Annotated in this window: 25 protein-coding genes; 5 read left to right on the top strand and 20 right to left on the bottom strand. The window is 68.7% G+C overall.

Going from position 1 to position 25,365, the window contains the following annotated elements; translation table 11 throughout:
* Window positions 1–43: 43 nt before the first annotated feature.
* From AC23D6_RS10960 to flhB, 9 genes are all read right to left on the bottom strand, one after another.
* A complete protein-coding gene (locus tag AC23D6_RS10960; RefSeq protein WP_487749302.1) occupies window positions 44–1,789 on the bottom strand; it encodes a chemotaxis protein CheA in 1,746 nt (581 codons plus the stop codon).
* Between the two features lie 27 nt (window positions 1,790–1,816).
* The gene (locus AC23D6_RS10955; RefSeq protein WP_487749301.1) at window positions 1,817–1,951 is read right to left on the bottom strand and encodes a hypothetical protein; all 135 of its coding nucleotides are present in this window, start codon (window positions 1,949–1,951) and stop codon (window positions 1,817–1,819) included.
* Window positions 1,952–1,985: 34 nt separating this feature from the next.
* Window positions 1,986–2,597, bottom strand: coding sequence for a protein phosphatase CheZ (locus tag AC23D6_RS10950; RefSeq protein WP_487749300.1), 612 nt, complete (start codon window positions 2,595–2,597; stop codon window positions 1,986–1,988).
* Window positions 2,597–2,977 carry a chemotaxis response regulator CheY gene (cheY, locus tag AC23D6_RS10945; RefSeq protein WP_435306692.1) on the bottom strand — a complete coding sequence of 127 codons (381 nt, stop codon included), beginning with the start codon at window positions 2,975–2,977 and terminating at the stop codon, window positions 2,597–2,599. Before cheY ends, AC23D6_RS10950 begins: the two co-directional genes overlap by 1 nt.
* A gap of 160 nt (window positions 2,978–3,137) precedes the next feature.
* A complete protein-coding gene (locus tag AC23D6_RS10940) occupies window positions 3,138–3,890 on the bottom strand; it encodes an RNA polymerase sigma factor FliA (protein ID WP_487749299.1) in 753 nt (250 codons plus the stop codon).
* Complete coding sequence (locus AC23D6_RS10935) at window positions 3,887–4,765, bottom strand: MinD/ParA family protein (protein WP_487749298.1); 879 nt, start codon at window positions 4,763–4,765, stop codon at window positions 3,887–3,889. The genes AC23D6_RS10940 and AC23D6_RS10935 overlap by 4 nt, the downstream gene beginning before the upstream one ends.
* On the bottom strand, window positions 4,755–6,491 hold the full coding sequence (gene flhF, locus AC23D6_RS10930) for a flagellar biosynthesis GTPase FlhF (RefSeq protein WP_487749297.1): 1,737 nt from the start codon (window positions 6,489–6,491) through the stop codon (window positions 4,755–4,757). Before flhF ends, AC23D6_RS10935 begins: the two co-directional genes overlap by 11 nt.
* A 166-nt stretch (window positions 6,492–6,657) precedes the next feature.
* A complete protein-coding gene (gene flhA, locus AC23D6_RS10925; protein WP_487749296.1) occupies window positions 6,658–8,742 on the bottom strand; it encodes a flagellar biosynthesis protein FlhA in 2,085 nt (694 codons plus the stop codon).
* Window positions 8,739–9,869 carry a flagellar biosynthesis protein FlhB gene (flhB, locus tag AC23D6_RS10920; RefSeq protein WP_487749295.1) on the bottom strand — a complete coding sequence of 377 codons (1,131 nt, stop codon included), beginning with the start codon at window positions 9,867–9,869 and terminating at the stop codon, window positions 8,739–8,741. The genes flhA and flhB overlap by 4 nt, the downstream gene beginning before the upstream one ends.
* A 111-nt stretch (window positions 9,870–9,980) precedes the next feature.
* Here flhB and AC23D6_RS10915 point away from each other — a divergent pair, with 111 nt between their 5' ends.
* The 4 genes from AC23D6_RS10915 to AC23D6_RS10900 all read left to right on the top strand — a co-directional run bounded on the left by AC23D6_RS10915 (window position 9,981) and on the right by AC23D6_RS10900 (window position 16,160).
* Window positions 9,981–10,367: a hypothetical protein gene (locus tag AC23D6_RS10915; protein WP_487749294.1), complete on the top strand. Its 387-nt coding sequence runs from the start codon at window positions 9,981–9,983 to the stop codon at window positions 10,365–10,367.
* Window positions 10,368–10,430: 63 nt separating this feature from the next.
* Entirely contained in the window at window positions 10,431–11,720 is a 1,290-nt protein-coding gene (locus AC23D6_RS10910) for a TolC family protein (protein ID WP_487749293.1), read from the top strand.
* Entirely contained in the window at window positions 11,717–12,976 is a 1,260-nt protein-coding gene (locus AC23D6_RS10905; RefSeq protein WP_487749292.1) for an efflux RND transporter periplasmic adaptor subunit, read from the top strand. The genes AC23D6_RS10910 and AC23D6_RS10905 overlap by 4 nt, the downstream gene beginning before the upstream one ends.
* Window positions 12,977–12,980: 4 nt before the next feature.
* Window positions 12,981–16,160 carry an efflux RND transporter permease subunit gene (locus AC23D6_RS10900; protein WP_487752620.1) on the top strand — a complete coding sequence of 1,060 codons (3,180 nt, stop codon included), beginning with the start codon at window positions 12,981–12,983 and terminating at the stop codon, window positions 16,158–16,160.
* Between the two features lie 84 nt (window positions 16,161–16,244).
* Here AC23D6_RS10900 and AC23D6_RS10895 read toward each other — a convergent pair whose 3' ends face one another.
* Complete coding sequence (locus tag AC23D6_RS10895; RefSeq protein ID WP_487752619.1) at window positions 16,245–17,228, bottom strand: GGDEF domain-containing protein; 984 nt, start codon at window positions 17,226–17,228, stop codon at window positions 16,245–16,247.
* Window positions 17,229–17,446: 218 nt separating this feature from the next.
* Between AC23D6_RS10895 and AC23D6_RS10890 the strand changes: the two genes are divergently transcribed.
* On the top strand, window positions 17,447–18,091 hold the full coding sequence (locus tag AC23D6_RS10890) for a hypothetical protein (protein ID WP_487749291.1): 645 nt from the start codon (window positions 17,447–17,449) through the stop codon (window positions 18,089–18,091).
* Window positions 18,092–18,185: 94 nt separating this feature from the next.
* On the opposite strand, the gene AC23D6_RS10885 is transcribed toward AC23D6_RS10890, so the two are convergent.
* The 10 genes from AC23D6_RS10885 to fliJ all read right to left on the bottom strand — a co-directional run bounded on the left by AC23D6_RS10885 (window position 18,186) and on the right by fliJ (window position 25,354).
* Window positions 18,186–18,776 carry a TetR/AcrR family transcriptional regulator gene (locus tag AC23D6_RS10885; protein WP_487749290.1) on the bottom strand — a complete coding sequence of 197 codons (591 nt, stop codon included), beginning with the start codon at window positions 18,774–18,776 and terminating at the stop codon, window positions 18,186–18,188.
* A 215-nt stretch (window positions 18,777–18,991) separates the two neighbouring features.
* Window positions 18,992–19,783, bottom strand: coding sequence for a flagellar biosynthetic protein FliR (fliR, locus tag AC23D6_RS10880; RefSeq protein WP_487749289.1), 792 nt, complete (start codon window positions 19,781–19,783; stop codon window positions 18,992–18,994).
* A gap of 125 nt (window positions 19,784–19,908) precedes the next feature.
* Window positions 19,909–20,178: a flagellar biosynthetic protein FliQ gene (locus AC23D6_RS10875; protein ID WP_487749288.1), complete on the bottom strand. Its 270-nt coding sequence runs from the start codon at window positions 20,176–20,178 to the stop codon at window positions 19,909–19,911.
* 181 nt (window positions 20,179–20,359) lie between these two features.
* Window positions 20,360–21,172, bottom strand: coding sequence for a flagellar type III secretion system pore protein FliP (gene fliP, locus AC23D6_RS10870; RefSeq protein WP_487749287.1), 813 nt, complete (start codon window positions 21,170–21,172; stop codon window positions 20,360–20,362).
* Window position 21,173: 1 nt separating this feature from the next.
* Window positions 21,174–21,566 (bottom strand): flagellar biosynthetic protein FliO, encoded by a 393-nt coding sequence (fliO, locus tag AC23D6_RS10865; protein ID WP_487749286.1) that lies wholly within the window; start codon window positions 21,564–21,566, stop codon window positions 21,174–21,176.
* 8 nt (window positions 21,567–21,574) lie between these two features.
* A complete protein-coding gene (gene fliN / locus AC23D6_RS10860) occupies window positions 21,575–21,901 on the bottom strand; it encodes a flagellar motor switch protein FliN (RefSeq protein ID WP_487749285.1) in 327 nt (108 codons plus the stop codon).
* On the bottom strand, window positions 21,898–22,935 hold the full coding sequence (fliM, locus tag AC23D6_RS10855) for a flagellar motor switch protein FliM (RefSeq protein ID WP_487749284.1): 1,038 nt from the start codon (window positions 22,933–22,935) through the stop codon (window positions 21,898–21,900). Before fliM ends, fliN begins: the two co-directional genes overlap by 4 nt.
* Window positions 22,936–22,947: 12 nt before the next feature.
* Window positions 22,948–23,505: a flagellar basal body-associated FliL family protein gene (locus AC23D6_RS10850; protein ID WP_487752618.1), complete on the bottom strand. Its 558-nt coding sequence runs from the start codon at window positions 23,503–23,505 to the stop codon at window positions 22,948–22,950.
* 185 nt (window positions 23,506–23,690) lie between these two features.
* Window positions 23,691–24,902, bottom strand: a complete 1,212-nt coding sequence (locus AC23D6_RS10845) for a flagellar hook-length control protein FliK (protein WP_487749283.1) — start codon at window positions 24,900–24,902, stop codon at window positions 23,691–23,693.
* Window positions 24,902–25,354, bottom strand: a complete 453-nt coding sequence (fliJ, locus tag AC23D6_RS10840; RefSeq protein WP_487749282.1) for a flagellar export protein FliJ — start codon at window positions 25,352–25,354, stop codon at window positions 24,902–24,904. The genes AC23D6_RS10845 and fliJ overlap by 1 nt, the downstream gene beginning before the upstream one ends.
* Window positions 25,355–25,365 lie beyond the last annotated feature (11 nt).

Raw genomic sequence — 25,365 nt, 5'->3', positions numbered from 1 at the left:
CCTCGCTCCGACAAAAGCCCGGTTCCCACAACAGCCCGGCCCGCTATGCCGTCGCGCGCAGACCGTCCACGTCGAGGATCAGTGCCATGCGGCCATCGCCGATCAGGGTGGCGCCGGCGTAGCCCGGCAGGCCGCGCACGGCGCGCGGCAGGGGCTTGATGACCACTTCCTCGCGTCCGCGGACCTGGTCGACGACCAGGCCGAAGCGTTGGTCGCCCATCTGCAGCACCACGATGGTGAGCAGGGCGGCGGCGGCGGGTTCCACCCGCAGCCAGTCGCGCAGGTCGACCAGCGGCAACGTGTGCGACTGGCGATCCAGCACGGCGCGGCCGTCGAACCAGCGCAGGCTGGCGGCGGGCGCGTGCAGCACTTCCATCACACGCGCCAGCGGCAGCGCGTAGACCGGCTCGCCGGCCTGGACCAGCAGCGTGGGCAGGATGGCCAGCGTCAGCGGTACGCGGATGACGAAGCGGCTGCCGCGGCCCACGTCGGAATGGATGGTGATCTGGCCGCTGAGTTCGCGAATGCGCGACTGCACCACGTCCATGCCCACGCCGCGGCCGGAAATGTCGGTGACTTCGGCCTTGGTCGAGAAGCCCGGCAGGAAGATCAGTTGCAGGCATTCGTCGTGGGACAGGCGTGCGGCGGCTTCGGGATCGATCAGGCCCTTCTCCAGCGCCTTGACGCGCAGCCGCTCGGGGTCGATGCCGGCGCCGTCGTCGCGGATCTCGATGGTGACGAAATCGCCTTCCTGCTGCGCCGACAGTCGCACGTGGCCCTGGCGTGGCTTGCCGCTGGCGTCGCGCAGCGACGGCACTTCGATGCCGTGGTCGATGGCATTGCGCACCAGGTGCACCAGCGGATCGGCCAGGGCCTCCACCAGGTTGCGGTCCAGTTCGGTGTCGGCACCGACCAGTTCCAGGTCGACTTCCTTCTGCAGCTGGCGGGCGACATCGCGCGCCACTTTCGGGAACCGCGAAAACACTTTGCCGACCGGCTGCATGCGCGTGCGCATGACGGCGTTCTGCAGGCGTGCGGTGGCGATGTCCAGGCTGCTCACGGCGCGGTCGAGTTCCTCGTCGCGAATGCGCGCGCGCAGGGTCTTCAAGCGGTTGCGCGACAGCACCAGTTCGCCGACCAGGTTGACGATGGCGTCCAGGCGTTTGGTATCGACGCGGATGGTCTGCTCGGCCTCGCCGCCGGCTTTCGCGGCCGGCTTCGCGGCGGGCGCCGGTTTGGGCGCGGCCGGCGCGGGGCGCGGCGCAGCGACGGGCGCGGCGGTGGCCACCTGGGTCGGCGCGGCGTCGCCGTGCAACTGGTCGAGTAGTGCTTCGAATTCGTCGTCGGTGATCAGGTCGCCGGCGGCGGGGGCGGATGCCACGGCCGCGGCGGGCGCTGCGACTGGCGCGCCGCCGTGTACGTCGAACTGGTCGATCAGCGACTGCGGCGCGTGGGGCGGGTCCTCGCCCGCGCCGATCGCGTCCAGCATCTGCTGCAGGTAGTCGAGCGACTGCTGCGCGGCGTCGAAGTGGTGCGATTCGAGGGTCGCCTGGCCGGCGCGCACCAGTCCCAGGGTTTCTTCTGCCGCGTGGCAGAGGTTGACCATGGCCTGGATGCCGAGGAAGCCCGCGCCGCCTTTGAGTGTGTGGAAGCCGCGGAAGACCGCGTTGAGCTGATCGCTGTCGGAGGGGTCCTGTTCCAGCGTGACCAGCTGTTCGCCCAGGCGGTCGAGGATTTCCTGCGCTTCGATCAGGAAGTCGGCGGCGATTTCGGGCGTGACGGCGGACATGGACGGGCGGGTTACCGTAACGGTCGATCAGCGGGTGGGATGGGCCAGGCGAGGCGCGGCCGTGCGGCGCGCGGTGAGGCGCCGGGCGATCGCGTCGCAGGCCAGCAGCAGCCCGACGAACAGCAGGAGGAGAGGATGGCGATGGACGGAACGGTGGCGCATGGCAGTCTCCGGTTCCGCAGCGTCCGGCGGTGGGCTACAGGCCCAGGCCGGAGAGCAGGTCGTCGGCGTCGTCCTGCGAGAACGCGTTGCGGTCTAGACCAGCAACGGCCGGACCGGCGAGTTCTGAAGTCTCTTTCTTCTCCGGCGGCGGCAGACCGAGCGCACCGAAGCCCTCATGCACCCGGCGCACGATGCCGACGACCCGGCGGATGATCTGGCCGGTAAGGTCCTGGTAGCTCTGGGCCAGCGCCATTTCCGACAGGCCCTTGCCGATGCTGTCCACCAGCGCGGCCTGTTCGGCCGACAGGGCGGTGCCCTTGAGCTGGGTGGCGTAGCTACGGCACTGCTCGGCCAAGTCCAAGGTCTTGTGGCTGGCCTGTTCGGTCATCTCGACCACGTGGTCCAGGCGCGAGCAGGCGTCGTCGAGCTCGCCGGCGTCGGTCGGCGGCAGTTCGCCCAGGGTCTGCGCCAGTTCGCGGGCCAGGCGACCCAGGCCCTGCATCATCGGCTGCGTGCGCCAGGCGGCGATGGTGTCCAGTTCGCGGCGCCAGCCGGCTTCGTCGCCCTGTTCCAGGGCGTCGAGCGCGTGCTGCAGCCGCTCCACCAACGCGGCGCGCGCACCGGTGATGTCGGCGACGGCATTCATCAGGCGGCTGCTCCCAGGCGTTCGAAGATCTTGCCCAGCTTCTCTTCCAGCGTCTGCGCGGTGAACGGCTTGATGATGTAGCCGTTCACGCCGTTCTGCGCGGCTTCGATGATCTGCTCGCGCTTGGCTTCGGCGGTGACCATCAGCACGGGCAGGGTCTTGAAACGCTCGTCGGCGCGGATCGCCTTCAGCAGCTCGATGCCGGTCATCCCGGGCATGTTCCAGTCGGTGACCACGAATTCGAAGCTGCCCTGCGACAGCGCCGTCAGCGCGCTGTTGCCATCCTCGGCTTCCGCCGTGTTCGTGTAGCCCAGGTCGTTGAGCAGGTTCTTGATGATGCGGCGCATGGTGGAGAAGTCGTCCACGATCAGGATGCGCATGTTCTTGTTGGTCACGGATGCTCCGGTATTGCGTGGACGGTGGGTCTGGTGGGGATATCGGCCGGGGGCGGGAAAGGTTTAGGGGACCGGATGACGCGGAAGGGCAGCGGATGTGGAGCTGTTACTCACTCCTCACTTCTCACTCCTCTCCACGCGTTGCTCACTCGTCGTCTTCCAACCCGGCATCGGCCTTCTCGAACACCTGCAGGCGGCCGCGCAGGCGGACCATGGCCTGGCCGTGGATCTGGCACACGCGGGACTCGCTGACGCCGAGCACCGCGCCGATTTCCTTCAGGTTGAGTTCCTGCTCGTAGTACATCGAGAGCACCAGCTGTTCGCGCTCGGGCAGGTGGCCGATGGCCTTGACCAGCTGCTGGCGGAACTCGCTGCGCTCCAGGTTCTGCTGCGGCGACGGGCCGCCGGTGCGGGCGGTGTTCGGTTCGCCGTGATCGTCGATATGCGATTCCAGGCTCAGCACCTGGCCGCGCGCGGCGTCTTCCATCAGGCGCAGGTATTCCGGCAGCGGCATCTCCATCGCCGAGGCGACTTCGGTGGCGATGGCGGCGCGGCCGGTGCGCTGTTCGATCTCGCGCACGGTGGCGGCGGCCTGGCGGGCGCGGCGGTGTACCGATCGCGGCACCCAATCGCCGCGGCGGATCTCGTCGATCATCGAACCGCGGATGCGGATCGAGGCGTAGGTTTCGAACGAAGCGCCCTGCTCGGCGTCGTAGCTGCGCGAGGCTTCGATCAGCCCGATCATGCCGGCCTGGATCAGGTCGTCGATCTCCACGCTGGCCGGCAGGCGCGCCGCCAGGTGGTGGGCGATGCGGCGGACGAGGTCGGCGTGCTGGGTGACGCAGTCCGTGGCAGCGCTGCGCTGCACGGCGCGGTACTGGGCGGCGGCGGTGTTCATGCGGCCACCCCGCGCTGGATCAGACGCTCGACGAAGAATTCCACGTTGCCGCGCGCGCCCTGCGGCGGCTGCCAGCGGGCGGCCACGCGGGCGATGTCGGTGATGGCGCGCGCCGACGGGCTGCCCGGGTAGGCCTTCACGACGGCCTGCTGGCGCTGCACGGCACGGCGCAGCCAGTCGTCCTGCGGTACGGCGCCCAGGTAGTGCAGGGCGACATCGCCGAGGAAGCGCTCGCAGACGCGGGCCAGCTTCTCGTACAGCTTCCGGCCCTCGTTGGGGTCGCGGACCATGTTGGCGATGACGTGCACGCGGTCCAGGCCGCGTTCGCGCGCCAGCACCTTGATCAGGGCGTACGCATCGGTAATCGAGGCCGGTTCGTCGCAGACCACGACGACCGTGTCCTGCGCGGCCTGGCAGAAGGTCAGCACGCTGTCGGTGATGCCGGCGGCGGTGTCGACCACCATGACGTCCAGGGCGCGTTGCAGTTCGGAGAACACATTGACCAGGCCGACGTGTTCGGCCGGCGACAGTTCGGCCATGTGGCGGAAACCCGACGAGGCCGGTACCACCATCAGGCCGTCAGGGCCTTCGAGCAGCACGTCTTCGAGCTGGCAGCGGCCGGCGACGAGGTCGGCGAGGGTGAACTTCGGCGACAGGCCGAGCAGCACGTCGACGTTGGCCAGGCCGAGGTCGGCGTCCATCAGCAGGGTGCGCTTGCCCATCTCCGCCAGCGAGATCGCCAGGTTGACGGACACGTTGGTCTTGCCCACGCCGCCCTTGCCGCCGGTGATGGCGATGACGCGCACCGGATGGAACGCGGACGGGATCGGCGGGGTGCTGCGCGGATTGGTCTGCAGCAGGTGGTCAGGCGACATGGGTGGCCTCGGTCGAGCAGGGTTCGTCGGCTTCGCGGCGCAGCTGGTCCAGCCGCAGCACGAGGTGGGCGCTGTTGGCGCGGTGTAGGTCGTCGGGCACGCGCTGGCCATCGGTCACCCAGGCCATCGGCAACCGGTGGTCGACGACCACCGACAGTGCGCTGCCCAGGCGGCCGGTCTCGTCCAGCTTGGTCAGCACCACGCCTTGCGGCTGCACGGTGCTGAAGCGACGGACGACTTCGTCCAGGTCGGAGAAATGGGAGTTGGCCGGCAGGCAGAGCAGCGTCTGCACCTGGCCGGAGGCGCGCAGCCAGTTGAGCTGGCCCACCAGGTTGCGGTCGCGCTGGCCCAGCCCGGCGGTGTCGATCAGCACCAGCTTGTAGTCGCGCAGGCGCTCCAGCACCAGCGCCAGGGTCTGCGCGCTGTCGGCCTCGTGCACGGCGATGCCGAGCTGGCGACCGTAGCCGTGCAGTTGTTCGCGGCCGCCGACACGGACGGTGTCGGTGGTGACCAGGGCCACGTCGCGCGCGTTGTGGCGCTGCGCGAAGCACGCGGCGAGCTTGGCGATGGTGGTGGTCTTGCCGGCGCCGGTCGGGCCGACCAGGGCGATCACGCCGCCGGCTTCCAGCGGATCGATCTCCGTGACCGGCAGCTTCTTCGACAGCAGACCCAGCATCAGGCCGCGGCCGCGGTGGGCTTCGGTGTCGGCGGGAATCTGCAGGGCGATGTCGCGGGTGATGCCGGCGTCGAACCCGTAGTCTTCCATCAGCTCCATCGCCTGCATGCGTACCGGCGAGCCGCGCAGGCGTTCGTCGGTGAGGCGATGCATTTCGCGCTCGATCATTTCGCGCATCGCGGCCAGTTCGCCGCGCATCTGCACCAGTTGCTCGTCGCTTTCGCGGGCGTCGGCGGCGTTGTCGGCCACCACGGTCAGCGTGGGCACGATAACGGCGGCGGGTGCCGGAACGGGTGCGGCGGCCAACGTGCGCGTGGCGGGCAGGGTGGCGATCTTCGGGGCGGGCGCCGGTTCCGGCAGTGCGACCGGCGGGGCGATCGACGGCAACAGCGCGTCGAGGTCCAGGGTCTCGTCGGTCTCGGCACGCACGGCGGTCGGGGCGCGCGGCGGCGCCACCGATGCGGCGATGGGGGCGATGACCGGCGCCGGTTCGTTGGCGGGCGGCTCCGGCAGGCACGCAGCCAGCTTGGCGGCGAAGGATTCGGGTTCGATCAGCTGCGGCGCGATCTCGCGCAGCGGCTGGCTGGGCGTGAAGCGTGGCGGCGCTTCGTTGGCAGCCGCGACGGGCGTGGCGGCGATGGGTGCCGCGGGCGTGCGCGGCACGGCGACCGTGGTGTCAGCGCGCGCGGTGGTTACCTGTGCCGTCGATGCGTGTGCGGTCTGGCGGCGAGCGAAGTAGCTGGCGGCGGCTTCGGCGGGCGACAGGGCCGGCGCGCTCGGTGCCGGTGCCGTGGCATTCGGGTCGATGTTCGTCGCGCGGTTCGGTGCGGCCGGATCGAGCAGCGGATGCAGCGGCGCGGTACCGGTTGCAGGGCGCATGGCGTCCAGCGTGTGCTTCACCAACGCTTCGTCGTAATTGCTGGCGGCGACGATCTCGACGCCGTCCTCGGTGACGCGGTTGGACAGGATCACCGCGTCCGGGCCGTGTTCCTGGCGGACCATGGCGAAGGCGGTGCGCATGTCGGGAGCGACGAAGCGTTTGATTTTCATGTCAGGAGCCGGGATTCGGGATTCGGGAATGGGGATTCGCAGGAGCAGCAGCACATCGTTTTCGGCGATGCAGGTGGGTCCGAGTTGTCGTTTTCATTCGATCGCTCTCCGATAACAGGGAGCCGCTTGTGGCGAATCCCGAATCCCCAATCCCTCATTCCGGCTTTCAGCTGATCGTGCCGACCAACTTCAACCGCTTGTCTTCGGGAACCTCGCTGTAGGCCAGTACCGACAGCGTGGGGACGCTGTGGCGGACCAGGCGGGCGAGGGCGGCGCGGACCGAACCCGGTACCAGCACCACCGCAGGCTCGCTGCGGGCTTCCTGCTTGGTCACCACGTCGGCGAGGCTCTGGTGCAGGCGTTCCGCCAGTCCCGGTTCCAGCGCCGCGCCGGTTCCCTGGGTGCTGTCCTGCAAGACGCGTTCCAGATTCGGCGCCAAGGTGTAGACGGGCAGCTCCGGGGTCATGCCGGAGATCTCCTGCACGATGAAGCGGCCCAATGAGGTGCGCACCGCGGCGGTGAGCGCGGCCGGATCTGCGTTCTGCGGGGCGAACTCCACCAGTGCCTCGACAATGCGGCGCAGCTGGCGGATCGGCACGCGCTCGACCAGCAGGTTCTGCAGCACGCGCACCACGGTGGCCAGCGGCAGCGCCTTGGGCGTGAGATCCTCGACCAGCTTGGGCGCGCTGCGGCCCAGCTGGGACAGCAGCTGCTGCACTTCCTCGTGGCCGAGCAGTTCCGGGGCGTGTTCGCGCACCAGGTGCGACAGGTGGGTGGCCATGACGGTGGCCGGATCGACCACGGTGTAGCCCAGCGACTCGGCGGTGGCCTTCTGGTGCGACTGGATCCAGACCGCGTCCAGGCCGAACGCCGGATCCTTGCCGGGAATGCCGTCGATGGTGCCGAAGGCGCCGCCCGGGTCCAGGGCCAGTTCGCGGTCCGGGTGGATCTCGGCCGTGGCCACCGGCACGCCGTGCACCAGCAGGCGATAGCCGTTGGACGGCAGTTCGAGGTTGTCGCGGATGTGCACCGGCGGGATCAGGAAACCCAGGTCCTGGGTCAGCTTGCGGCGCACCGCCTTGATGCGCGACATCAGCTCCCCGCCCTGGTTCTTGTCCACCAGCGGGATCAGCCGGTAGCCCACTTCCAGGCCCAGCGGATCGACCGGGCGCAGCTCGTCCCAGGTAAGTTCGGCGTTGCGGTCGGGCGCGCCCGGCGCAGGCAGGGCCGCGACATCGCCGCCAGCCGCGTCCGGGCCTTCCTGGGTGCGCTTCCACATCTTCCAGGCCAGGTAGCCGAGGATCGCGGCCAGCGTCAAAAAGGCGACGTTGGGCATACCGGGCACCAGGCCGACCAGGCCCAGTACGCCGGCGGCCACCGCCAGCGCCTTGTGCTGGCCGAAGGCCTGGCCCATCACGGCCTGGCCCATGTCTTCCGAGCGCGAGGCGCGAGTGACCAGCATGGCCACGGCGGAAGAGACCAGCAGCGCCGGCAGCTGCGCCACCAGGCCGTCGCCGATCGACAGCAGGGTGTAGGTGGAGGCCGCATCGGCCGCCGGCATGCCGTGCTGGAACATGCCCACGGCGAAGCCGCCGATGAGGTTGATGAACAGGATCAGGATGCCGGCGATGGCGTCGCCGCGGATGAATTTGTTGGCACCGTCCATCGAGCCGTAGAAGTCGGCTTCCGCGCGGACTTCTTCGCGGCGGGCCTTGGCTTCCTCACGGGTCAGGATGCCGGCGTTGAGGTCGGCGTCGATCGCCATCTGCTTGCCGGGCATCGCGTCCAGGATGAAGCGCGCCGAGACCTCGGCGATGCGCCCCGCACCCTTGGTGATGACCACGAAGTTGATGATGGTCAGGATCGCGAAGACCACGATGCCGACCGCGTAATTGCCGCCCACGACGAATTCGCCGAAGGCCGCGATGACCTTGCCGGCAGCCTCGTGGCCGTCCTGGCCGTTGAGCAGGATCACGCGGGTGGACGCCACGTTCAGCGCCAGGCGCAGCATCGTGGTCATCAGCAGGACGATCGGGAAGATGGTGAAATCCAGCGGCCGCTTCACGTAGATCACGGCCAGCAGCACCACCAGCGAAATGGCGATGTTGAAGCTGAAAAGCGCGTCCAGCACCGCCGGCGCCAGCGGCACGACCACCATCGCGAGCAAGGCCAGCACGACCAGGGGCGCGCCCAGGCCATTCTTCAGCATGTCCATCCAGCGCAGGCCGCCGGTCGCCGGTTGCGCGCTCATGCCTTGCCTCCGTGCTCATCGACGTCCACGGCCGGCATGTCCGGGTGCGGCGCATCGCCTACACGCCAGGCACGCAGCTGGTACACGTAGGAGAGGATCTGGGCGACGGCGGCGTACAGTCTCACGGGGATCTCCCGGCCAAGCTGACCTTCGCGATACAAGGCGCGTGCCAAAGGCGGTGCGGACACGATGGCGATGCGGTGGGCGTCGGCCACTTCGCGGATGCGCAGGGCCAGTTCGTCCACGCCCTTGGCCACGACGCGGGGGGCGCCCATCTGGCCGGCCTCGTATTTCAGCGCGACGGCGTAGTGGGTCGGGTTGACGACGATGACGTCGGCGGTGGGGACGTCTTCCATCATCCGGCGCTGCGACAGCTGGTGCTGCATCTGGCGGATGCGGCCCTTCACTTCCGGGCTGCCCTCGCTTTCCTTCATCTCCTGGCGCAGCTCTTCGCGGGTCATTTTCAGCTTCCGCAGCCAGTTCCACTTCTGGTACGGCGCATCGATGGCGGCCAGCAGGATCAGGCCGCCGGTGGTGGCCAGCAGCAGGGTGCTGGTGAAGCCCAGGCCGCTGCGGACGGCCTGCTCCAGCGGCATCGTCAGCAGTTCGCGCAGGGGGTTCAGGCCCAGCTTCAGGCAGATCGCCGCCGCGCCACCGATCAGGGCCACGCGCAGCAGCGATTTCAGCAGCTCGGCCACGCTCTCGGCACCGTACAGGCGCTTCAGACCCTGGGCCGGGCTGAGTCGCTTGAAATCGGGCATCAGCGCTTTCTGCGAGAACTGGAAGCCGCTCATCGCGATCGGCGCGGCCAGGCCGGCCAGCACGCAGATGCCGGCCACCGGCGCGACGACCGCCAGCAGCTTCAGCAGCAACAGGCCGACGTAGCCGAACAACTGGTCCGGCTGGCGCATCAGGGCCGGGTCGGGCGTCAGCGCGATCTTCATCCAGCCCAGCGTGTTGCGTGCCAGGGATGGCCCCATCGCGGTGATCGCCAGCACGCCCGCCCCGAACACGGCCGCCGTCGCCAGCTCGCGCGAGCGCGGGATGTTGCCCTGTTCGCGGGCTTCGCGGCGGCGTTTTTCGGTAGGAAGTTCTGTGCGTTCGCCGCTTTCGTCCTGCTCAGACATGGCGCGTTTCCGACGGGGTCGGGCATGTCGGTGCAAGACCCGTTCCAGTCGATTGGCGCGCGGCGCCGTGGAATTGTCTAACGCGACCGCGGGCGGCTAGCATGTCCGCCGATGCTCCGCTTCCTGCGCCGCCGCCATTCCGCCTTGCTCCGCCTGCCTGCGCTGGCGCTGCTACTGTTGGCGGTGCTGGCCAACCCGGTGTTCGCCTCGCTGGGCGACCTGCACGAACTGGGCAACGGCGGCGATCACCTGCATGCGGTCAGCGACCACGGCGATGCCGCCGCGGCGCATGACCATGCCGACGGTGACGCAGGCGAAGGCGATCTGCTGCATGCGCTGATGCATGCCAGCCACTGCTGCGGCCACCTGACCGCCATCGTGCCGGCCGCGTTCGCCGTGCCCGGTATGCCGCCGGCGTCCACGGCACCGCTGGCCGATCCCGTCCCCGTGCCGTCCTCGCGGCCGGCGTCGCTGCTGCGTCCTCCGATCGTCGCGTGATGTCCGTGCCGGGCTGAGTTCCTTCGCCCGGCGTTCGATCACCGACTTCCCGGAGATTTCCCCATGTGGTTGCGACTGGCGGCATTGGCCGCCTTCGCGATCGCGCCGTGCGTGCACGCGCAGGCGCCATCGCCCGCTGTTTCATCTGAATCCCTGACGCTCGACGACGCCATCGCCCGGGTCGCCCGCGTCCATCCCGACCTTCGCCTGATCGACGCCCGCCGCGGCGTGTTGCAGGCGGAGTACGACGCCGCCTCACTGCGGCCGGCCCTGCGTGCAGGGCTGGAGATCGAGAACGCCCTCGGCAGCGGCGAGGCGCGTGCTTTCCGCCAAGCCGAAGCGACGCTGACCCTGGCCGGCGTGCTGGAGCGCGGCGGCAAGCTGGACGCGCGGCGCACGCTGGCCCAGGCCCGCATCGATGCGCTCGCCCTGCAGCGCGAGACGCAGCGCCTGGATCTGCTGGCCGATGTCGCGCGCCGGTACCTGGCCGTCGCCGCGGCACGCGCCCAGAGGACGATCGCCGAACAGGACATCGCCCAGCGCCGGCGCACCGTCGCCGCCGCGCGGCAGCGCCTGCAGGCGGGCGCATCGCCCGAGTCGGTCGTGCTTACCGCGCAGGCGGCCCTGGCGCGCGCCGAACTGGCGCTCGCCCGCGCCGAGCAGCAGGACATCGCCGCACGCCAGCACCTGGCCGCGCTGTGGGGCGAACGCGCGCCGCGGTTCGAGATCGCGCCGGCCGATCCGCTGGTGCTACCGGCCATCGCCGATGCGACGGACCTGGTCGCATTGCTGGACGGCACGCCGGAACTGGCCCAGTTCGCCGACGAGCGTCGCCTCCGCGAGGCGCGTGTCCGGTTGGCGCGCAGTGCGTCTTCGCCGGACCTCGACTGGCAGGTTGGCGTGCGGCGCATGCAGGACAGCGGCGACATGGCGCTGGTCGGCGGCGTTTCGTTGCCGTTGGGAAGCGCACGTCGCGCCGGCCCGGAGATCCGCGCCGCGGAAGCCGAACTCGCGGCGTTGGAAATCGAGCGCGAAGCGCGCGACGTAGCGTTGTACTCCACGCTGGCCGACGCGCACGGCCGCTACCGCGTGGCGCAGCTCGATGTCGCGCGCACCCGCACCGATGTGCTGCCGCGCCTGCTGCGTGCCGAACAGGCCGCCGAGCGTGCCTACCGCGGCGGCGCCATCAGCTACCTCGAATGGGCGCAACTGCAGTCAGAGACCACGGCGACCCGCCGCCAGCAATTGGACGCCGCGCTCGACGCGCAGGCGGCCCTGATCGAAATCCAGCGGCTGACCGGCCAGGCGTTCGTCGCCGCCCCTGCCGCCTCACCGGAAGGAACGACCCCATGATCCTGCGTCCCCTGATGAGCGCGCTTGCGCTAGCCCTGTTGCTCGCCGCCTGTGGTGCCGGCCAGGACGATCACACCGAAGACAGCCACGGCCACGAAGGCGACGCGCACGGCGCGGAAGAGTCCGCGCGTGGCGAACACGGTGGGCGCCTATTGGCTCAGGACGGCGTGACCGTCGAACTGGCCATCGCCGAAAGCGGGACGCCGCCGACCTACCGGGCCTGGCTCTACCGCGACGGCAAGCCGCTGCCGGCGACCGCGGGCACGGTCGAGGTGCGCCTCGTCCGCCTGGGCGGCGTCCGCGAGAACCACACGCTCGTGCCGCAGGCCGATGGCAGCCTGCTGGCCAAGACCGTCGTCGGTGAACCGCACTCGTTCGATGTTGACGTGCTCGCCCACGTGGACGGCAAGGCCTTGCGCTGGACTTACGACAGTTACGAAGGCCGCACCACGATCGCCGCGAAGATCGCCGAGGACTCGGGCATCCGCGTCGCGCCCGCGCAAGCCGGCGTGATCGCCGACGAGCACGAGGTACAAGGCCTGCTGACGCCGGTGGAAGGGCGGGTGGCCAACATCGCCGCGCGTTTCCCGGGGCCGATCCGTCGCCTCACCGCCAACGTGGGCGATCGCGTGCAGGCCGGCCAGGCGCTGGCGACGGTGGAAAGCAATCTGAGCCTGACGACGTACCCGGTCACGACGCCGATCAGCGGCGTCGTGCTGGCGCGCAACGCCAGCGTGGGCAGCGTGGCGACCGAAGGCGCGACGCTGTTCGAGGTCGCCGACCTGTCCTCGCTGTGGGTGGATCTGCACGTGTTCGGCGCTGATGCGCAGCACATCGTGCCGGGCGTGCCGGTGACGGTGACGCGCCTGAGCGATGGCGCCACGGCGCAAACCACGCTCGAGCGTGTGCTGCCCGGCACCGCGACCGCGAGCCAGAGCACGGTCGCGCGCGCCACGCTGGCGAACGCCGACGGCCTGTGGCGGCCCGGCTCCGCGGTGAAGGCGCGGATCACGGTGGAACAGCAGCCGGCCGCGCTAGTGGTGCCGGTGGCGGCGCTGCAGACGTTCCGCGACTGGACCGTGGTGTTCGTGCGCGTCGGCGAGACGTACGAGATCCGTCCGATCGAACTGGGCAAGCGAGATGCCGAACGCGTCGAAGTGCTGTCGGGCCTCAAAGCCGGCGACCAGGTGGTGGTGGCGCAGAGCTACCTGGTGAAGGCCGACATCGAGAAGTCGGGGGCCTCGCATGACCACTGACCCCATGATCCCGACGCCGCAGGGCTCGCTCGAACGCATTGTGCGCTTCGCCATCGAGCACCGCTGGCTGATGCTGGCGCTCACGCTTGCGCTCGTCGCCGTTGGCAGTTGGAGCTTCAGTCGGCTGCCGATCGATGTCACGCCCGACATCACCAACGTCCAGGTGCAGGTCAACACGCAGGTCGATGGCTATTCGCCGCTGGAGGCCGAACAGCGCGTGACCTTCCCGATCGAAACGGTGCTGGCCGGGTTGCCGGGCCTGGACTATACGCGGTCGATCTCGCGCTACGGCCTGTCGCAGGTGACGGTGGTGTTCGAGGACGGCACCGACCTGTACTTCGCGCGCCAGCAGGTGGCCGAGCGCCTCCAGCAGGTGAAGTCGCAGCTGCCCGATGGCCTGGAGCCGGAGATGGGGCCCATCGCCACCGGCATGGGCGAGATCTTCATGTACACGGTGGAAGCCGACGGCGAGGCCCGCAAGTCCGATGGCACGCCCTACACGGCGACCGATCTGCGCACGCTGCAGGACTGGGTGGTGCGGCCGCAGCTGCGCAATGTTCCCGGCGTGACCGAGGTGAACACTGTGGGCGGTTTCGCGCGCCAGATCCACATCACGCCCGATCCCGCGCGCCTGGTCGCGCTGGGCTTCACCCTGCACGACGTGGTCACCGCGGTGGCGACCAACAACCAGAACGTCGGCGCCGGCTATATCGAGCGAAACGGCCAGCAGTTCCTCGTCCGTGCACCGGGGCAGGTGGCCGACCTGGACGGCATCCGCGACATCGTGCTCGATCGCCGCGATGGTGTCCCCATCCGCGTGCGCGACGTGGCGCAGGTGGGCGAGGGGCCGGAACTGCGCACCGGCGCGGCGACGATGGATGGGCGCGAGGTCGTGCTGGGCACCACGTTCATGCTGATCGGCGCCAACAGTCGCGACGTCGCGCAGGCGACGGCGGCCCGCCTGGCCGACGCGAACCGCAGCCTGCCCACCGGCGTGCGCGCGGTGCCGGTGTACGACCGCACCTCGCTGGTTGATCGCACCATTCGCACGGTCGCAAAGAACCTGGTGGAGGGCGCGTTGCTGGTCATCGCAGTGCTGTTCCTGCTGCTGGGCAACGTGCGGGCGGCGCTCATCACCGCGGCGGTGATCCCGCTGGCGATGCTGTTCACGCTGACCGGCATGGTCCGTGGCGGCGTGTCCGGCAACCTGATGAGCCTGGGTGCGCTGGACTTCGGTCTGATCGTCGATGGCGCGGTGATCATCATCGAGAACTGCCTGCGCCGCTTCGGCGAACTGCAGCACGCCCTGGGACGCACGCTTACCGAAGAGGAACGCCTGGATGCCACCGCATCCGCGACCGCGGAGGTCATCCGGCCCAGTCTTTTCGGCTTGGGCATCATCACCGCAGTCTACCTGCCGATCTTCGCGCTCACCGGCGTGGAGGGGAAGATGTTCCACCCCATGGCGATCACGGTGGTGCTGGCGCTGACCGGCGCGATGGTGCTGTCGTTGACCTTCGTGCCCGCCGCCATCGCGTTGTTCCTGCGCGGCAAGGTGCAGGAACAGGACACGTGGCTGATGCAGTGGGCGCGTCGCGCCTATGCGCCTGCATTGGCGTGGGCGCTGCGAAGGCGCGTGCCCGTGGTCGCCGGCGCGTTGGCGACGGTCGTGGTGTGCGGCGTGCTGTCCACGCGGCTGGGGTCGGAGTTCGTACCCAGCCTGGACGAGGGCGATATCGCCATGCACGCCATGCGCATTCCCGGCACCAGCCTGGACCAGGCGGTGCACATGCAGTCCACGCTCGAGGCGCGGATCAAGCAGTTCCCCGAAGTATTGCGCGTGTTCGGAAAGCTGGGCACCGCCGAGGTGGCGACGGACCCCATGCCGCCGTCGGTCGCCGATACCTTCATCATGCTCAAGCCGCGCGAGCAGTGGCCTGATCCGCGCAAGACGAAGGCGGCCCTGGTCGCCGAGATCGAGACGGCGGTGAAGCAGATCCCGGGCAACAACTACGAGTTCACCCAGCCGATCCAGATGCGCATGAACGAACTGATTTCCGGCGTGCGTGCGGACGTCGCCATCAAGGTCTACGGCGACGACCTCGATACGCTGGTCGCGCTGGGAGAACAGGTGGAAGCCGTGGCGAAGACGGTGGAGGGCGCGGCCGACGTGAGGCTGGAACAGGCCACCGGTCTGCCGCTGCTGACCATCACCCCGGATCGTCAGGCGCTGATCCGCTACGGCTTGAATCCGGGCGACGTGCAGCACACCGTTGCCACCGCCGTCGGTGGTGAAGTCGCCGGCCAGCTGTTCGAGGGCGACCGTCGCTTCGACATCGTCGTGCGCTTGCCGGAGGCCTTGCGCCAGGATCCGGCGGCATTGCAAGACTTACCCATCCCGCTGGGGGGTGACGGCAACCTGGACGAATCCACGCGCAAGCCAGGCTGGGATTCCGGTGCGCCGGGGACCGTGCCCTTGCGCGAGGTCGCGACGATCGAAACCACGCTGGGGCCCAACCAGGTGAACCGTGAAAACGGCAAGCGCCGCGTGGTGGTCACGGCCAATGTGCGCGGCCGCGACCTGGGGGGGTTCGTGGCCGACCTGCGGCAGAAGATCGATGCGGAGGTCGAGGTGTCCGCCGGTTACTGGGTGGACTACGGCGGCACGTTCGAGCAGCTGATCTCCGCCGGTCAGCGCCTGGGCGTGGTGGTGCCCGTCACGCTGGTGCTGATCTTCGCCCTGCTGTTCTGGGCGTTCGGCTCGGCGAAGGACGCGGCCATCGTGTTCACCGGCGTGCCCTTGGCGCTGACGGGCGGCGTGGTGGCGTTGGCGCTCCGCGGCATTCCGCTGTCGATCTCGGCCGGCGTGGGATTCATCGCCTTGTCGGGCGTGGCCGTGCTGAACGGCCTGGTGATGATCGCCTTCATCCGCAAGCTGCGCGAGCAGGGGGCGCGCCTCGACGCCGCCGTGGTCGATGGGGCGCTGGGGCGGTTGCGTCCGGTGCTGATGACCGCGCTGGTGGCCTCGCTGGGCTTCCTGCCGATGGCGCTGAACGTCGGCGCCGGTTCCGAGCTGCAACGGCCGCTGGCCACGGTGGTGATCGGCGGCATCGTTTCGTCCACGCTGCTGACCCTGCTGGTGCTGCCGGTGCTGTACCGGGGGTGGCATGAGAGCGAGGAGTGAGCGAAGAGGCGTGAGAAGTAAGAGAAAGCGGAAGAAGAGGGCGGCATCGCTCACCCCTCACGCCTCTTCGCTCACTCCTCGCGCCTAGAACAGGTCGTCCGCGATGACGTAGTTGTCGCGGCCGGCGGACTTGGCACGGTACAGCGCGGCGTCCGCACGGGAGAACCAGTCGTGCCAGGTCTTTTCCTGGTCGCGCAGCAGGGCCGCGCCCAGCGAGATCGTGATGCGTCCGCCGGGGCCACGCAGGGCGCCGCGGACGGCCTTGCGCAGGCGCTCGGTGGCGGCTTCGAGGTCCGCGCTGGAATCCACTTCCAGCAGGACGACGAATTCCTCGCCGCCGAATCGGAACACCTGGTCGTTGCGGCGCATTTCGAAACGCAGAATCGAAGCAAGATCGGCGATGGCCGCATCGCCGGCGGCGTGGCCGTAGAGATCGTTGACCTCCTTGAACTTGTCCAGGTCCAGGACCACCAGGCCGTAGCCACGCGCGGTGCGCTGGAAGGTCTCGACCGCGTCGGCCAGGATGCGTTCCATGGTGCGGCGGTTCGGCAGGCCGGTGAGCGCGTCGAGCGCGGCGAGGCGTTCCAGGCGGGCGCGATCGTCCTGGGTGCGGGCGGCGAAGATGTAGGAGAAGGCGGTGATCAGCAGCGCACTGATGAGTACCGAAGCCGCATGCACGCCGTCATGGAAGAACCCGGGTAGCCACTGGATTCCGAGGACCAACGCCAGGTTGCACGCGACTGCGAGCCAGCGGTGGCCGATGAAGAAATTGGTGAGCAGGACCAGGTAGGTCCACGTGAGCGCCGTATGGCCGCTGAGTATGCAGGCGCCATACGTGGCGACGGAGTTGAAGATCGCCAGGGCGTTGCCGGCGCGCCGGCTGTCGCCGGTGCGCCAGGCATAGAGAACGGGCAGGCTGACGATGGCCACAATGGCGAAGTCGAATGCGGCCATCGCGCGGTGGCCGCTCAGCCAGCGGAAAACGCCGAAGGAGGCGATGGTGATCGCGGTGATGGAACCCAGCAGGGCGATGATGTCCAGGCGGAAGTCGCGGCGGTTCGGCTTCATCTTGAGCGCGGGATGCGTCTGCTGGGAGTCGTTGGATGCGTCGCTCAAGGGGACTTCGCCGGATGCGCCACCCCGGCGCCCCGCGAGTGTAGGCGCTTACTGTGAGACGGGAGTGATGGCGGTCACGCTTGCGTGGCTCTCACAGTCGCGAAGTACCGTCACTGCGCATTCAGCCACCCGCTCCAAGACTTTCGCCACCGCATCGGAGGAGATCGGACATGAAGGTATTGAAGACCGCTGTACTGGTGGCGTCGCTGGGAATGGCCATGGCGTCCGCGCTGCCTGCGCACGCGCAGACCGTGGGCTACAACATCCGAACCGGCGACGTCTGGGTGGACACGCGTCTGGGTGAGATCAACGACTATGGCCGCCGCTACCGCGATCCGTTCGTTTCGGAAATGACCGGCTATTACGGCGCGCCGCGCTCGCTGGTGCTGGACCTGCTCGACCGCCGCGGTTGGGCGCCGGGTGATGTGTACTTCGCCTGCTCCATCGCGCGTGCGCTGGGCATCCCGTGCCTTGATGTCGTTCAGCGCTATGAGCGCAATCCCGGCATTGGTTGGGGCAACCTGGCCAAGCAGATGGGCATCAAGCCCGGTTCGCGCGAGTTCCACGCGCTGAAGAATGGCGCGGTCGGTACCTACGATCGTTGGGGCTACCCGATCCGCGTCGACCAGCGCGTCAGCGTGGACTGGTCCAAGCATGGTCCCGGCCATGGCAAGGGCGGCAACACCGGCAAGCCGGCGCAGGCCGGTCCCGCCAAGCAGGACCACGCGGGCCATGGCAACAGCGGCAAGGGGCCTGGCAACAGCAACAAGGGCAATAGCGGCAAAGGCAATGGCAAAGGCAACGGACGCGACTGAGTCCTTCCATGCCTGAAAACAAGAACGGCCTCCTGATGGAGGCCGTTCTCGTTTGCAAGATCCGAATGCGTGTAGCGCGGTCCGCGTTGTCGCCTCAAGCCGTCAGCGCTTCCAGCGTCTTGAACACCTGCGGCACGGCCATCGCGGGTGTGCCGCCGTTGACCGATACGGCGCGCAAGCCGTGCTGGTAGCTCTGCCAGATCATGTCGTCGGCATGCTGGATATCGACGCCGCGGAACTCGCCCGCGGCCATGCCACGGCTGAGCTCGTTGCGCACCGGCTCGCGCATGCGGCGCAGCGCGGCATTCATCTCGGCTTCGACGGTCGGCGACCAGCGTGCGGACACGCTCCACAACGCGGGGTAGGCGATGAAGTTGGTCGCGTCTTCGCGCGCCATCCAGAAATAGAAATCCAGGATGCGCTGCGCGTGCGTCGAGCCCTGTGGGCGCTCCACCATCGGCGCTTTCCTCGAGGTGTAGTCCCGGATGTACAGCGTGGCGATGATGTCGGCCTTGGTTTCGAAATGCAGGATGACGCCGCGTGCGCTGAGCCCGGTTTCTTCACCCAGGTCCATCAGCGTGGTCTGGTCGAACCCCTTCGTGAAGAACAGGCGGCGGGCGGCGGCCAGCACGGCTTCCCGCGTCTCCTGGCTGGTGCGTCGCTTGTGCGTAGGGTTGGAACTCACAGGCATCCTCCGGTTTCGCATGGAAAGGCCCTCCGGCCACGGCGCGGGCGCAGGCCCATTCCGTTCGCTGCCGTATGTTGCCCCTCCCTCAGTCGCATTCTGCCCGTATTCATGCATTTATTGGAACAGGGTCCGCACATCCGCCGTGAAACGCGCACGCGCATGCTGCAAATCGGGCAGCCCGACACGGTTTCACAAAGGTAACAAGGATTTCGTCAGGCGGTGATTTGCCGCGCTGCATCAAACGAGAGGTCGAAGATGCGCTGGACCGGCGGTCCGAGTTCCCCCGCCAGCAGGGCCAGCAGGAACAGACCCAGCAGCAGTGCCGTCGGCAGGCCCAGCTGGATCGGGTTGAGCGCGGGCGCCGCCCGGCCCAGCACGCCGAAGGCGAGGTTGACCGCCAGCATCGCCACCATCACCGGCAAGGCCAGGCCCACCGCGGCGCGCAGGATATGGGTGAACAGCATGGGCGCCACTTCCAGCATCTGCTGCACGTCGGGCAGCGCGCTGCCGATCGGCAGCGAGCGGTAGCTGTCGACCAGCAGCGAGACCATCGCCAGGTGGCCGTTGAGGGTGAAGAAGATCAGGCCGAAGGCGAGGTAGAACCACTGGCCGACCACACCGGAGTTCACGCCGCGCAAGGGGTCGGACATCTGCGCGAACGCCAGGCCGGTGCCCTGCGAAACGAGTTCGCCCGCCAGCGCGCCGGCTTCGAAGGCCAGCCGCAGCATGAAGCCCATGCTGGCGCCGACCGCGAGTTCGCGCGCGACGTTGAGCACGGTGGAGGCGTCGAAGGCGATGCGGTCCGGCGTACCGGGCAGCAGCGGTGCGAGCGCCATCGCCAGCGCGCCGGCGATGATCACCCGCACCCGCACCGACACCGCGCGCGTGCCGATCAAAGGCGCCGCCATCAGCAACGCGCCGGTGCGCAGCATGGTCCACAGGATGGCGTTGATCATCCCGAAGGCCTGCTGGCCGTCGATCACCATCTGGGTGGCGCTATCCATCAGGCGAGGAACGAGTGATGAGGAACGGGGAACGAGAGCCGTACGTGCCGGAGATAGGGGGCACGGCGATTCGCTTCATCAACCGCTTCTACTCGTTCCTCGTTCCTCATCGCTCGTTCCCCGGCTTATCCGATCAAATGCGGCAAGCGCTGGAACAACCCCGCCGTGTACTCCACCAGCACGCCGAGCAGGTAGCTGCCGGTGGCGAACAGCGCCGCGGTCAGGGCGATGGCCTTGGCGACGAAGGCAATGGTGGGTTCGTTGAGCTGGGTGGCTGCCTGGATCACGCCGACGACAACACCCACCACCAGCACGACCAGCAGCAGCGGGCCGCCGACCCAGAGCGCGATCTCAAGGCCGCCGCGCAGTTCGGTAAGGGCAAGTTCGGGACTCATGGGGTGATGGGAGTGAGTGGAGGGGAGTGAGGAGTGAGGGGGAGGAACGAGAAACGAGAAACTAGGAATGGGGGAACGAGGAATGGGGGAGAGGAGTCAGGGGTGTGAGGGGCGGTAGGCGCAAAAGTGAAGCGCTCCTGCTTTCACTCACTCCTGACTCCTCTCCACTCTTTCCTCGCTCTCAGTTGAAGCTGGCGGCCAGCGAGCCGACGATCAGCACCCAGCCGTCGACCAGCACGAACAGCAGGATCTTGAACGGCGCGGACACCAGCATCGGTGAGAGCATCATCATGCCCATCGACATCAGCACGCTGGCGACCACCAGATCGATGATCACGAACGGGATGAAGATCAGGAAGCCGATCTCGAACGCGGTCTTCAGTTCACTGGTGATGAACGAGGCGACGATGATCGGGAAGGGCACGTCCGCCGGGCTCGCGTAGGCGCCATGGCCCGCCAGGCCGGCGAAGGTCATCAGGTCGGTCTCGCGCACCTGCGCCAGCATGAAATCGCGCAGTGGGCCGGTCGTCAGCGTCCACGCGGTGGAGAAATCGATCTGGCCGTTGAGATAGGGCGCCATGCCTTGCGCCCAGGCTTTTTCGCCCACCGGCATCATCACCAGCATGGTCAGGAACAGCGCCAGGCCGACCAACACCTGGTTGGACGGCGTCTGCCCCGTGCCGAGTGCCTGCCGCAACAAGCCGAGGACGATGATGATGCGGGTGAACGCGGTCATCGCCAGCAGCGCCGACGGAATCAACGTGATCGCCGTCATCAGCAGCAGCGTCTGCAGCGGCAGGCTGACCGTGTTATCGCCCACCTGTCCGACGTTGACCTTCGGCAGTGCGGGCAGGGTCGGCGCCGTCGGTGCGGCCGGGGCGGCGGGCGTCGCCGCGGGTGCAGGCGGCGTCGCGGCGGGCGCGGCCTGCGCCAGCGCCAGCACCGGCGCGCACAACCACAGCAGGCAGATCAGGGAAAGGACTAAACGGCGCATTTCAGGTCTCTTTGCGCAGGCGCTTGGCCAGCAGCTCGGCGAAGTTGGGCATCGTCGGGGCGGGCGCGACGATCAGGGGTTCGGGCAGCGTGTGCAGGGCCGTGATGCCGCCGGCACTGACGCCGATCAGCAGCTGTTCCTTGCCGACTTCGATCACCATCACGCGCTCCTTGGCGCCAACCGACAGCATCGATACGACGCGCAGCTGCTCGCTGGGGCGGATGCCCAGGCCGCCGCCGGGCAGGCGCTTGAGCAGCCAGGCCAAGCCGAGGATCAAGCCCAGTACCAGGATCAGTCCGACCAGCGCACCGCCGATGCCAGGCGTGGAGGGCGCGTGCTGGCCGATCTTCTGGGCGGGCGCCGCGGCGGCGGCGAGAAGGGCGAAGGTGTGCATCGTCGGGCTCAGCGCAGGCGGCGGATGCGTTCGCTGGGGCTGACCACGTCGGTCAGGCGCACGCCGAAGCGGTCGTTCACGACGACGACCTCGCCATGCGCGATCAGCGTGCCGTTGACGAACACGTCCAGCGGATCGCCAGCGCCGCGCTCCAGTTCCACCACCGAGCCCTGGTTGAGCTGCAGCAGGTTACGGATCGGCATGCGCGTGCGGCCGACTTCCAGCGACAGGGTCACGGGCACGTCGAGGATGACGTCCAGGCTCATGTCGGGTTCGGCGTGGGTCTCGGCCGACGCGTCGTCGAGGGTCGCGAGGTCTTCGTTCTCGGGGATCATGGTGTGGCGTCCTGGAAGGCGAACGGGGTGAGGGCCTGGCGCGAGGCGAGCGGAGCCTTGCCGGTGCCGGGCGGGTGCTTGGCGATGATCTTCACGGCGTTCTGGCCGTTGGAGATCCCGAACTCGCCGGTGAAGACCGGCACCTGCTCGACGCAGACCGGCACGGAACGGGGCAGGTCGATCGGCAGGATGTCGCCGACCTTCAGCTGGGTGAGCTGGCGCAGGTTGATGCGCTTCTCGGCCAGCACGCTGGAAACGGTGACTTCGGCTTGGCGGAGCTGCTGGTGCATGGTTTCGCGGAAGCTGTCGTCATCGTGCACGCGGTCGGACTGGATGCCGGCGTCGAGCAGTTCGCGGATGGGCTCCAGCATCGAGTACGGCAGGGTGACGTGCAGGTCGCCGCCGCCGCCGTCCAGCTCCACGTGGAAGCGGCTGACCACCACGTACTCGCGCGGGCTGACGATGTTGGCGAAGTGCGGGTTGACCTCGCTGGTGATGTACTCGAAATCCACCGGCATCACCGGCGCCCAGGCGTCGATCAGGTCGGTGAAGGTCTGCTTGAGCAGCAACTGGATCACCCGCATTTCCGTTGCGGTGAATTCGCGGCCCTCGATCTTGGCGGGGTAGCGGCCGTCGCCGCCGAAGAAGTTGTCCACCATGGTGAACACCAGCTTCGGTTCGAACACGATCAGGCCCACGCCGCGCAGCGGCTTGAACTTGATCAGGTTGAGGTTGGTCGGCACGTACAGCGAGTGCAGGTAGTCGCCGAACTTGATCGTCTCGATGCCGCGCACCGAGAGTTCCGCCGAGCGGCGCAGCAGGTTGAACAGGCCGATCCGCCACGTGCGCACGAAGCGCTCGTTGATCATCTCCAGCGTCGGCAGCCGGCCGCGCACGATGCGGTCCTGGCTGGCGAAATCGTAGGTACGCGCGACCGTCGGGTCGTGCGGCGGCTCCTCGGTTTCGATCGCGCCGGAGTCGACGCCGTTGAGCAGGGCGTCGATCTCGTCTTGCGACAGCAGGTCACTGGTCATGGCGGGTTCCGGTCACTGCATCACGAAGCTGGTGAACAGCAGCGCGTCGGCGCAGGGCTTGCCGGTCTCGGCGACCAGCAGCGTCTTCACCTCGGCGAGCGCGGCGTTCTGCAGGCGCTCCTTGCCCTCGCGCGACATCAGGCTGGTGGCGTCCTGCTGTGCGAACAGCATCAGCAGGCGCGCGCGGATGGCGGGAGCGTGCAGTTCGATGGCCTTGAGCGCTTCCGGATCGCGCGTCATCAGCTGCACCTCGACCTGCAGGTAGCGGGCGCCACCGGTCTCGCCAACGAGGTTGACGACGAACGGCGGCTCCAGCGCGAAGTACTGGGCGGGTGCGGGCACCGTGCCCGGGCTGGCGGCCTTCGGGCCTTCCGGCTTTTCTTCCTTGGCACTGTGGCGGGTGAAGTACCAGGCGCCACCGCCGGCCGCAGCGGCCGCGACGAGCGCGACCAGGCCGATGGTCAGCAAGGACTTGCCGCCCTTCGGCTTGTCGGCCTTCTCGGACTTGGATTTGCTGGCGTTCTTGTCGGCGGCTGCCACGGCGGTGGATCTCCTGAGGGGTCTCCCCAGGGGATGCAAGCGCTGTGCCGTGGCGTGGAAGCGGGGCCGACGGGGATTTGACGGCGGCTCATCCGGGAGGATCTCCGGTGTGGGAGCAACGTAAGTCGCGATCGCCGTCACGCATCGCCTGCTTCCCGACGCTTCGGGATACCCGCTCGCAGCATTCGCGACTTACGTCGCTCCCACAGGAATCATCACGCGTACGCGTCCACCAGGCCGCGAGCGGTCATGCGGACGGCGCGCGGTGCTTCTGGGGCAGGTTCTCCCGTATCGCCGATGCCTTCGCCCGTGTGCGCGTCGCGACCCTGCGACGGCGGCGCATGCTGGTGGCCCACGTCCGCATGCGCCAACTGGAAGCCGTGCTGCCCCAGCATTTCACGCAGACGCGGCAGGCTGCTTTCGAGCGCCTGGCGGACATCGGCCTGGGTGCTGGCGAAATCCGCGTGGACGCGGTCGCCGTCCAGCCGCAGGCGGATCTCCACCGTGCCCAATTCGTTCGGCGTGACCTTGATGTGGGCATGGCCGATCTTCTGGTCGGCCATCCAGCGCACGGCGTCGCCGATGTCCTCTTCGAAGTGGCCGCCGTGCAGGTCGGCGGTCGGGGCTTCCATCGTGTTGACGGTTTCCGTGCGGGCCAGGCCGAGCGCGGTGTTCGACGCCCCGATGCCCGCCAGCACATTGCCGGTCGGCGGGGTCGCGTCGGTGTCCTCGCTACGGAAGGCCTCGACGATGTCGCGGCCCAGCGTGACGACCTCCGGCAGCGCGGCGGCGACCTGGCCCATCGCCAGATGCGTGGCGAAGGCGAGCACGTTCTGCAGCGGCGCCTTCGCAGGCGCTTCGGCGGCCGGCGTGGTCGACGCAGTCGCTGGCGTCGCTGGCGTCGCGGCGTCAGGTGCTGCGGCTTCGGCCGTGGGCACGGTCGGCAGGGCGTCGACGGGCAGCGCGACCCGCGCGGTGCCCTGGCCGAGCACCGCATCGGTCACTGGCGTGAAGGTGGCCGACGAGGGCGTTGCAGGGGCGGGTGCGACGGCCGGGTCCACGAGGACGGCGGCGCCTGCCGTCGGTGCGGGTGTCGGCACGGCCGGCGCGGCGTCGAGTAGGGCGAGCAGCGTCATCGGCGCCGTGTCGTCCTGCTTGATCTCGTCTTCGGCCGCTGCGGCGTCCCTCGCCTCGTTCTGGGAGCGGAGCGCGCGCGCGTCGCCCTTGGCGACCTCGCGCGCTTCGCTGTCGCGCGCGGCGGACTTGCGCACCGGGGCGTCGTCGCGTGCGGCGGGGCGGCGGACCATGTCGTCGAAGGCAGGCTTGGCGGCGTCCTTCGTGCTGTCCTGCGGCGACGTCGTGTTGGCGCCCGATGCAGCAGCGGCGCCACTCGCAGTCGGTGCGAACGCGGTCATCGGCGACGGCATCAGGCGTCGCCTTCCGGTGTCGCGGTGGCGGCCAGGCGCGCGCGGCGCGCACCGAGGTCGTCCATCTCGCGCTGGTCGCGGCGGTCGACGATCTGCTTTTCCTGCACGCGATAGCTGGCGGCGAGCTGTTCCAGCACCTGTTTGTCGCGGCTGGCCAGCAGCAGGCGGTCACGTTCGATGTCCACGTTGGCGCGGCTGCGATCGACCGTCTGCAATTGCTGCTTCAGCGCCTGGTCGATGCGATCGAGGAAGGCGCGGCGATTGGCCAGCTGCGCCGGACTGGTGGCAGCCATCTGGCTGTTGGCGTAGTCCTCGGCGTACTGCCGCAGCTCCTCCAGCCGCGATTCCTGCAGCGCAAGCGCGCGCTGGCGGTCGGCCAGGTCGCGGGCGACGGAATCCTCGTGCTCCTGGGCGCGGCGCAGCAGGGGATCGATTCGGCGGGACTGCATCATGGCGGGGGTCC

Source organism: Pseudoxanthomonas sp. G3 (assembly GCF_057654715.1).
Note: the sequence above shows the minus strand (reverse complement) of the source record. Positions and strands in the feature narration are given on the sequence as shown.

What these genes read in the sequence shown, in the direction of transcription:
- flhA (WP_487749296.1), bottom strand. Translation starts at nt 8,742, where the DNA reads ATGAGCGCGCAACCGGCGACCGGCGGCCTGCGCTGGATGGACATGCTG.
- fliM (WP_487749284.1), bottom strand. Translation starts at nt 22,935, where the DNA reads ATGACCAGTGACCTGCTGTCGCAAGACGAGATCGACGCCCTGCTCAAC.
- AC23D6_RS10895 (WP_487752619.1), bottom strand. Translation starts at nt 17,228, where the DNA reads ATGAAGCCGAACCGCCGCGACTTCCGCCTGGACATCATCGCCCTGCTG.
- flhF (WP_487749297.1), bottom strand. Translation starts at nt 6,491, where the DNA reads ATGAAAATCAAACGCTTCGTCGCTCCCGACATGCGCACCGCCTTCGCC.
- flhB (WP_487749295.1), bottom strand. Translation starts at nt 9,869, where the DNA reads ATGTCTGAGCAGGACGAAAGCGGCGAACGCACAGAACTTCCTACCGAA.
- AC23D6_RS10915 (WP_487749294.1), top strand. Translation starts at nt 9,981, where the DNA reads ATGCTCCGCTTCCTGCGCCGCCGCCATTCCGCCTTGCTCCGCCTGCCT.
- AC23D6_RS10875 (WP_487749288.1), bottom strand. Translation starts at nt 20,178, where the DNA reads ATGAGTCCCGAACTTGCCCTTACCGAACTGCGCGGCGGCCTTGAGATC.
- fliN (WP_487749285.1), bottom strand. Translation starts at nt 21,901, where the DNA reads ATGATCCCCGAGAACGAAGACCTCGCGACCCTCGACGACGCGTCGGCC.
- cheY (WP_435306692.1), bottom strand. Translation starts at nt 2,977, where the DNA reads ATGCGCATCCTGATCGTGGACGACTTCTCCACCATGCGCCGCATCATC.
- AC23D6_RS10845 (WP_487749283.1), bottom strand. Translation starts at nt 24,902, where the DNA reads ATGCCGTCGCCGATGACCGCGTTCGCACCGACTGCGAGTGGCGCCGCT.
- fliR (WP_487749289.1), bottom strand. Translation starts at nt 19,783, where the DNA reads ATGGATAGCGCCACCCAGATGGTGATCGACGGCCAGCAGGCCTTCGGG.
- AC23D6_RS10960 (WP_487749302.1), bottom strand. Translation starts at nt 1,789, where the DNA reads ATGTCCGCCGTCACGCCCGAAATCGCCGCCGACTTCCTGATCGAAGCG.
- AC23D6_RS10910 (WP_487749293.1), top strand. Translation starts at nt 10,431, where the DNA reads ATGTGGTTGCGACTGGCGGCATTGGCCGCCTTCGCGATCGCGCCGTGC.
- AC23D6_RS10955 (WP_487749301.1), bottom strand. Translation starts at nt 1,951, where the DNA reads ATGCGCCACCGTTCCGTCCATCGCCATCCTCTCCTCCTGCTGTTCGTC.
- AC23D6_RS10935 (WP_487749298.1), bottom strand. Translation starts at nt 4,765, where the DNA reads ATGTCGCCTGACCACCTGCTGCAGACCAATCCGCGCAGCACCCCGCCG.
- AC23D6_RS10890 (WP_487749291.1), top strand. Translation starts at nt 17,447, where the DNA reads ATGAAGGTATTGAAGACCGCTGTACTGGTGGCGTCGCTGGGAATGGCC.
- fliP (WP_487749287.1), bottom strand. Translation starts at nt 21,172, where the DNA reads ATGCGCCGTTTAGTCCTTTCCCTGATCTGCCTGCTGTGGTTGTGCGCG.
- AC23D6_RS10950 (WP_487749300.1), bottom strand. Translation starts at nt 2,597, where the DNA reads ATGAATGCCGTCGCCGACATCACCGGTGCGCGCGCCGCGTTGGTGGAG.
- fliO (WP_487749286.1), bottom strand. Translation starts at nt 21,566, where the DNA reads ATGCACACCTTCGCCCTTCTCGCCGCCGCCGCGGCGCCCGCCCAGAAG.
- fliJ (WP_487749282.1), bottom strand. Translation starts at nt 25,354, where the DNA reads ATGATGCAGTCCCGCCGAATCGATCCCCTGCTGCGCCGCGCCCAGGAG.
- AC23D6_RS10905 (WP_487749292.1), top strand. Translation starts at nt 11,717, where the DNA reads ATGATCCTGCGTCCCCTGATGAGCGCGCTTGCGCTAGCCCTGTTGCTC.
- AC23D6_RS10940 (WP_487749299.1), bottom strand. Translation starts at nt 3,890, where the DNA reads ATGAACACCGCCGCCGCCCAGTACCGCGCCGTGCAGCGCAGCGCTGCC.
- AC23D6_RS10900 (WP_487752620.1), top strand. Translation starts at nt 12,981, where the DNA reads ATGATCCCGACGCCGCAGGGCTCGCTCGAACGCATTGTGCGCTTCGCC.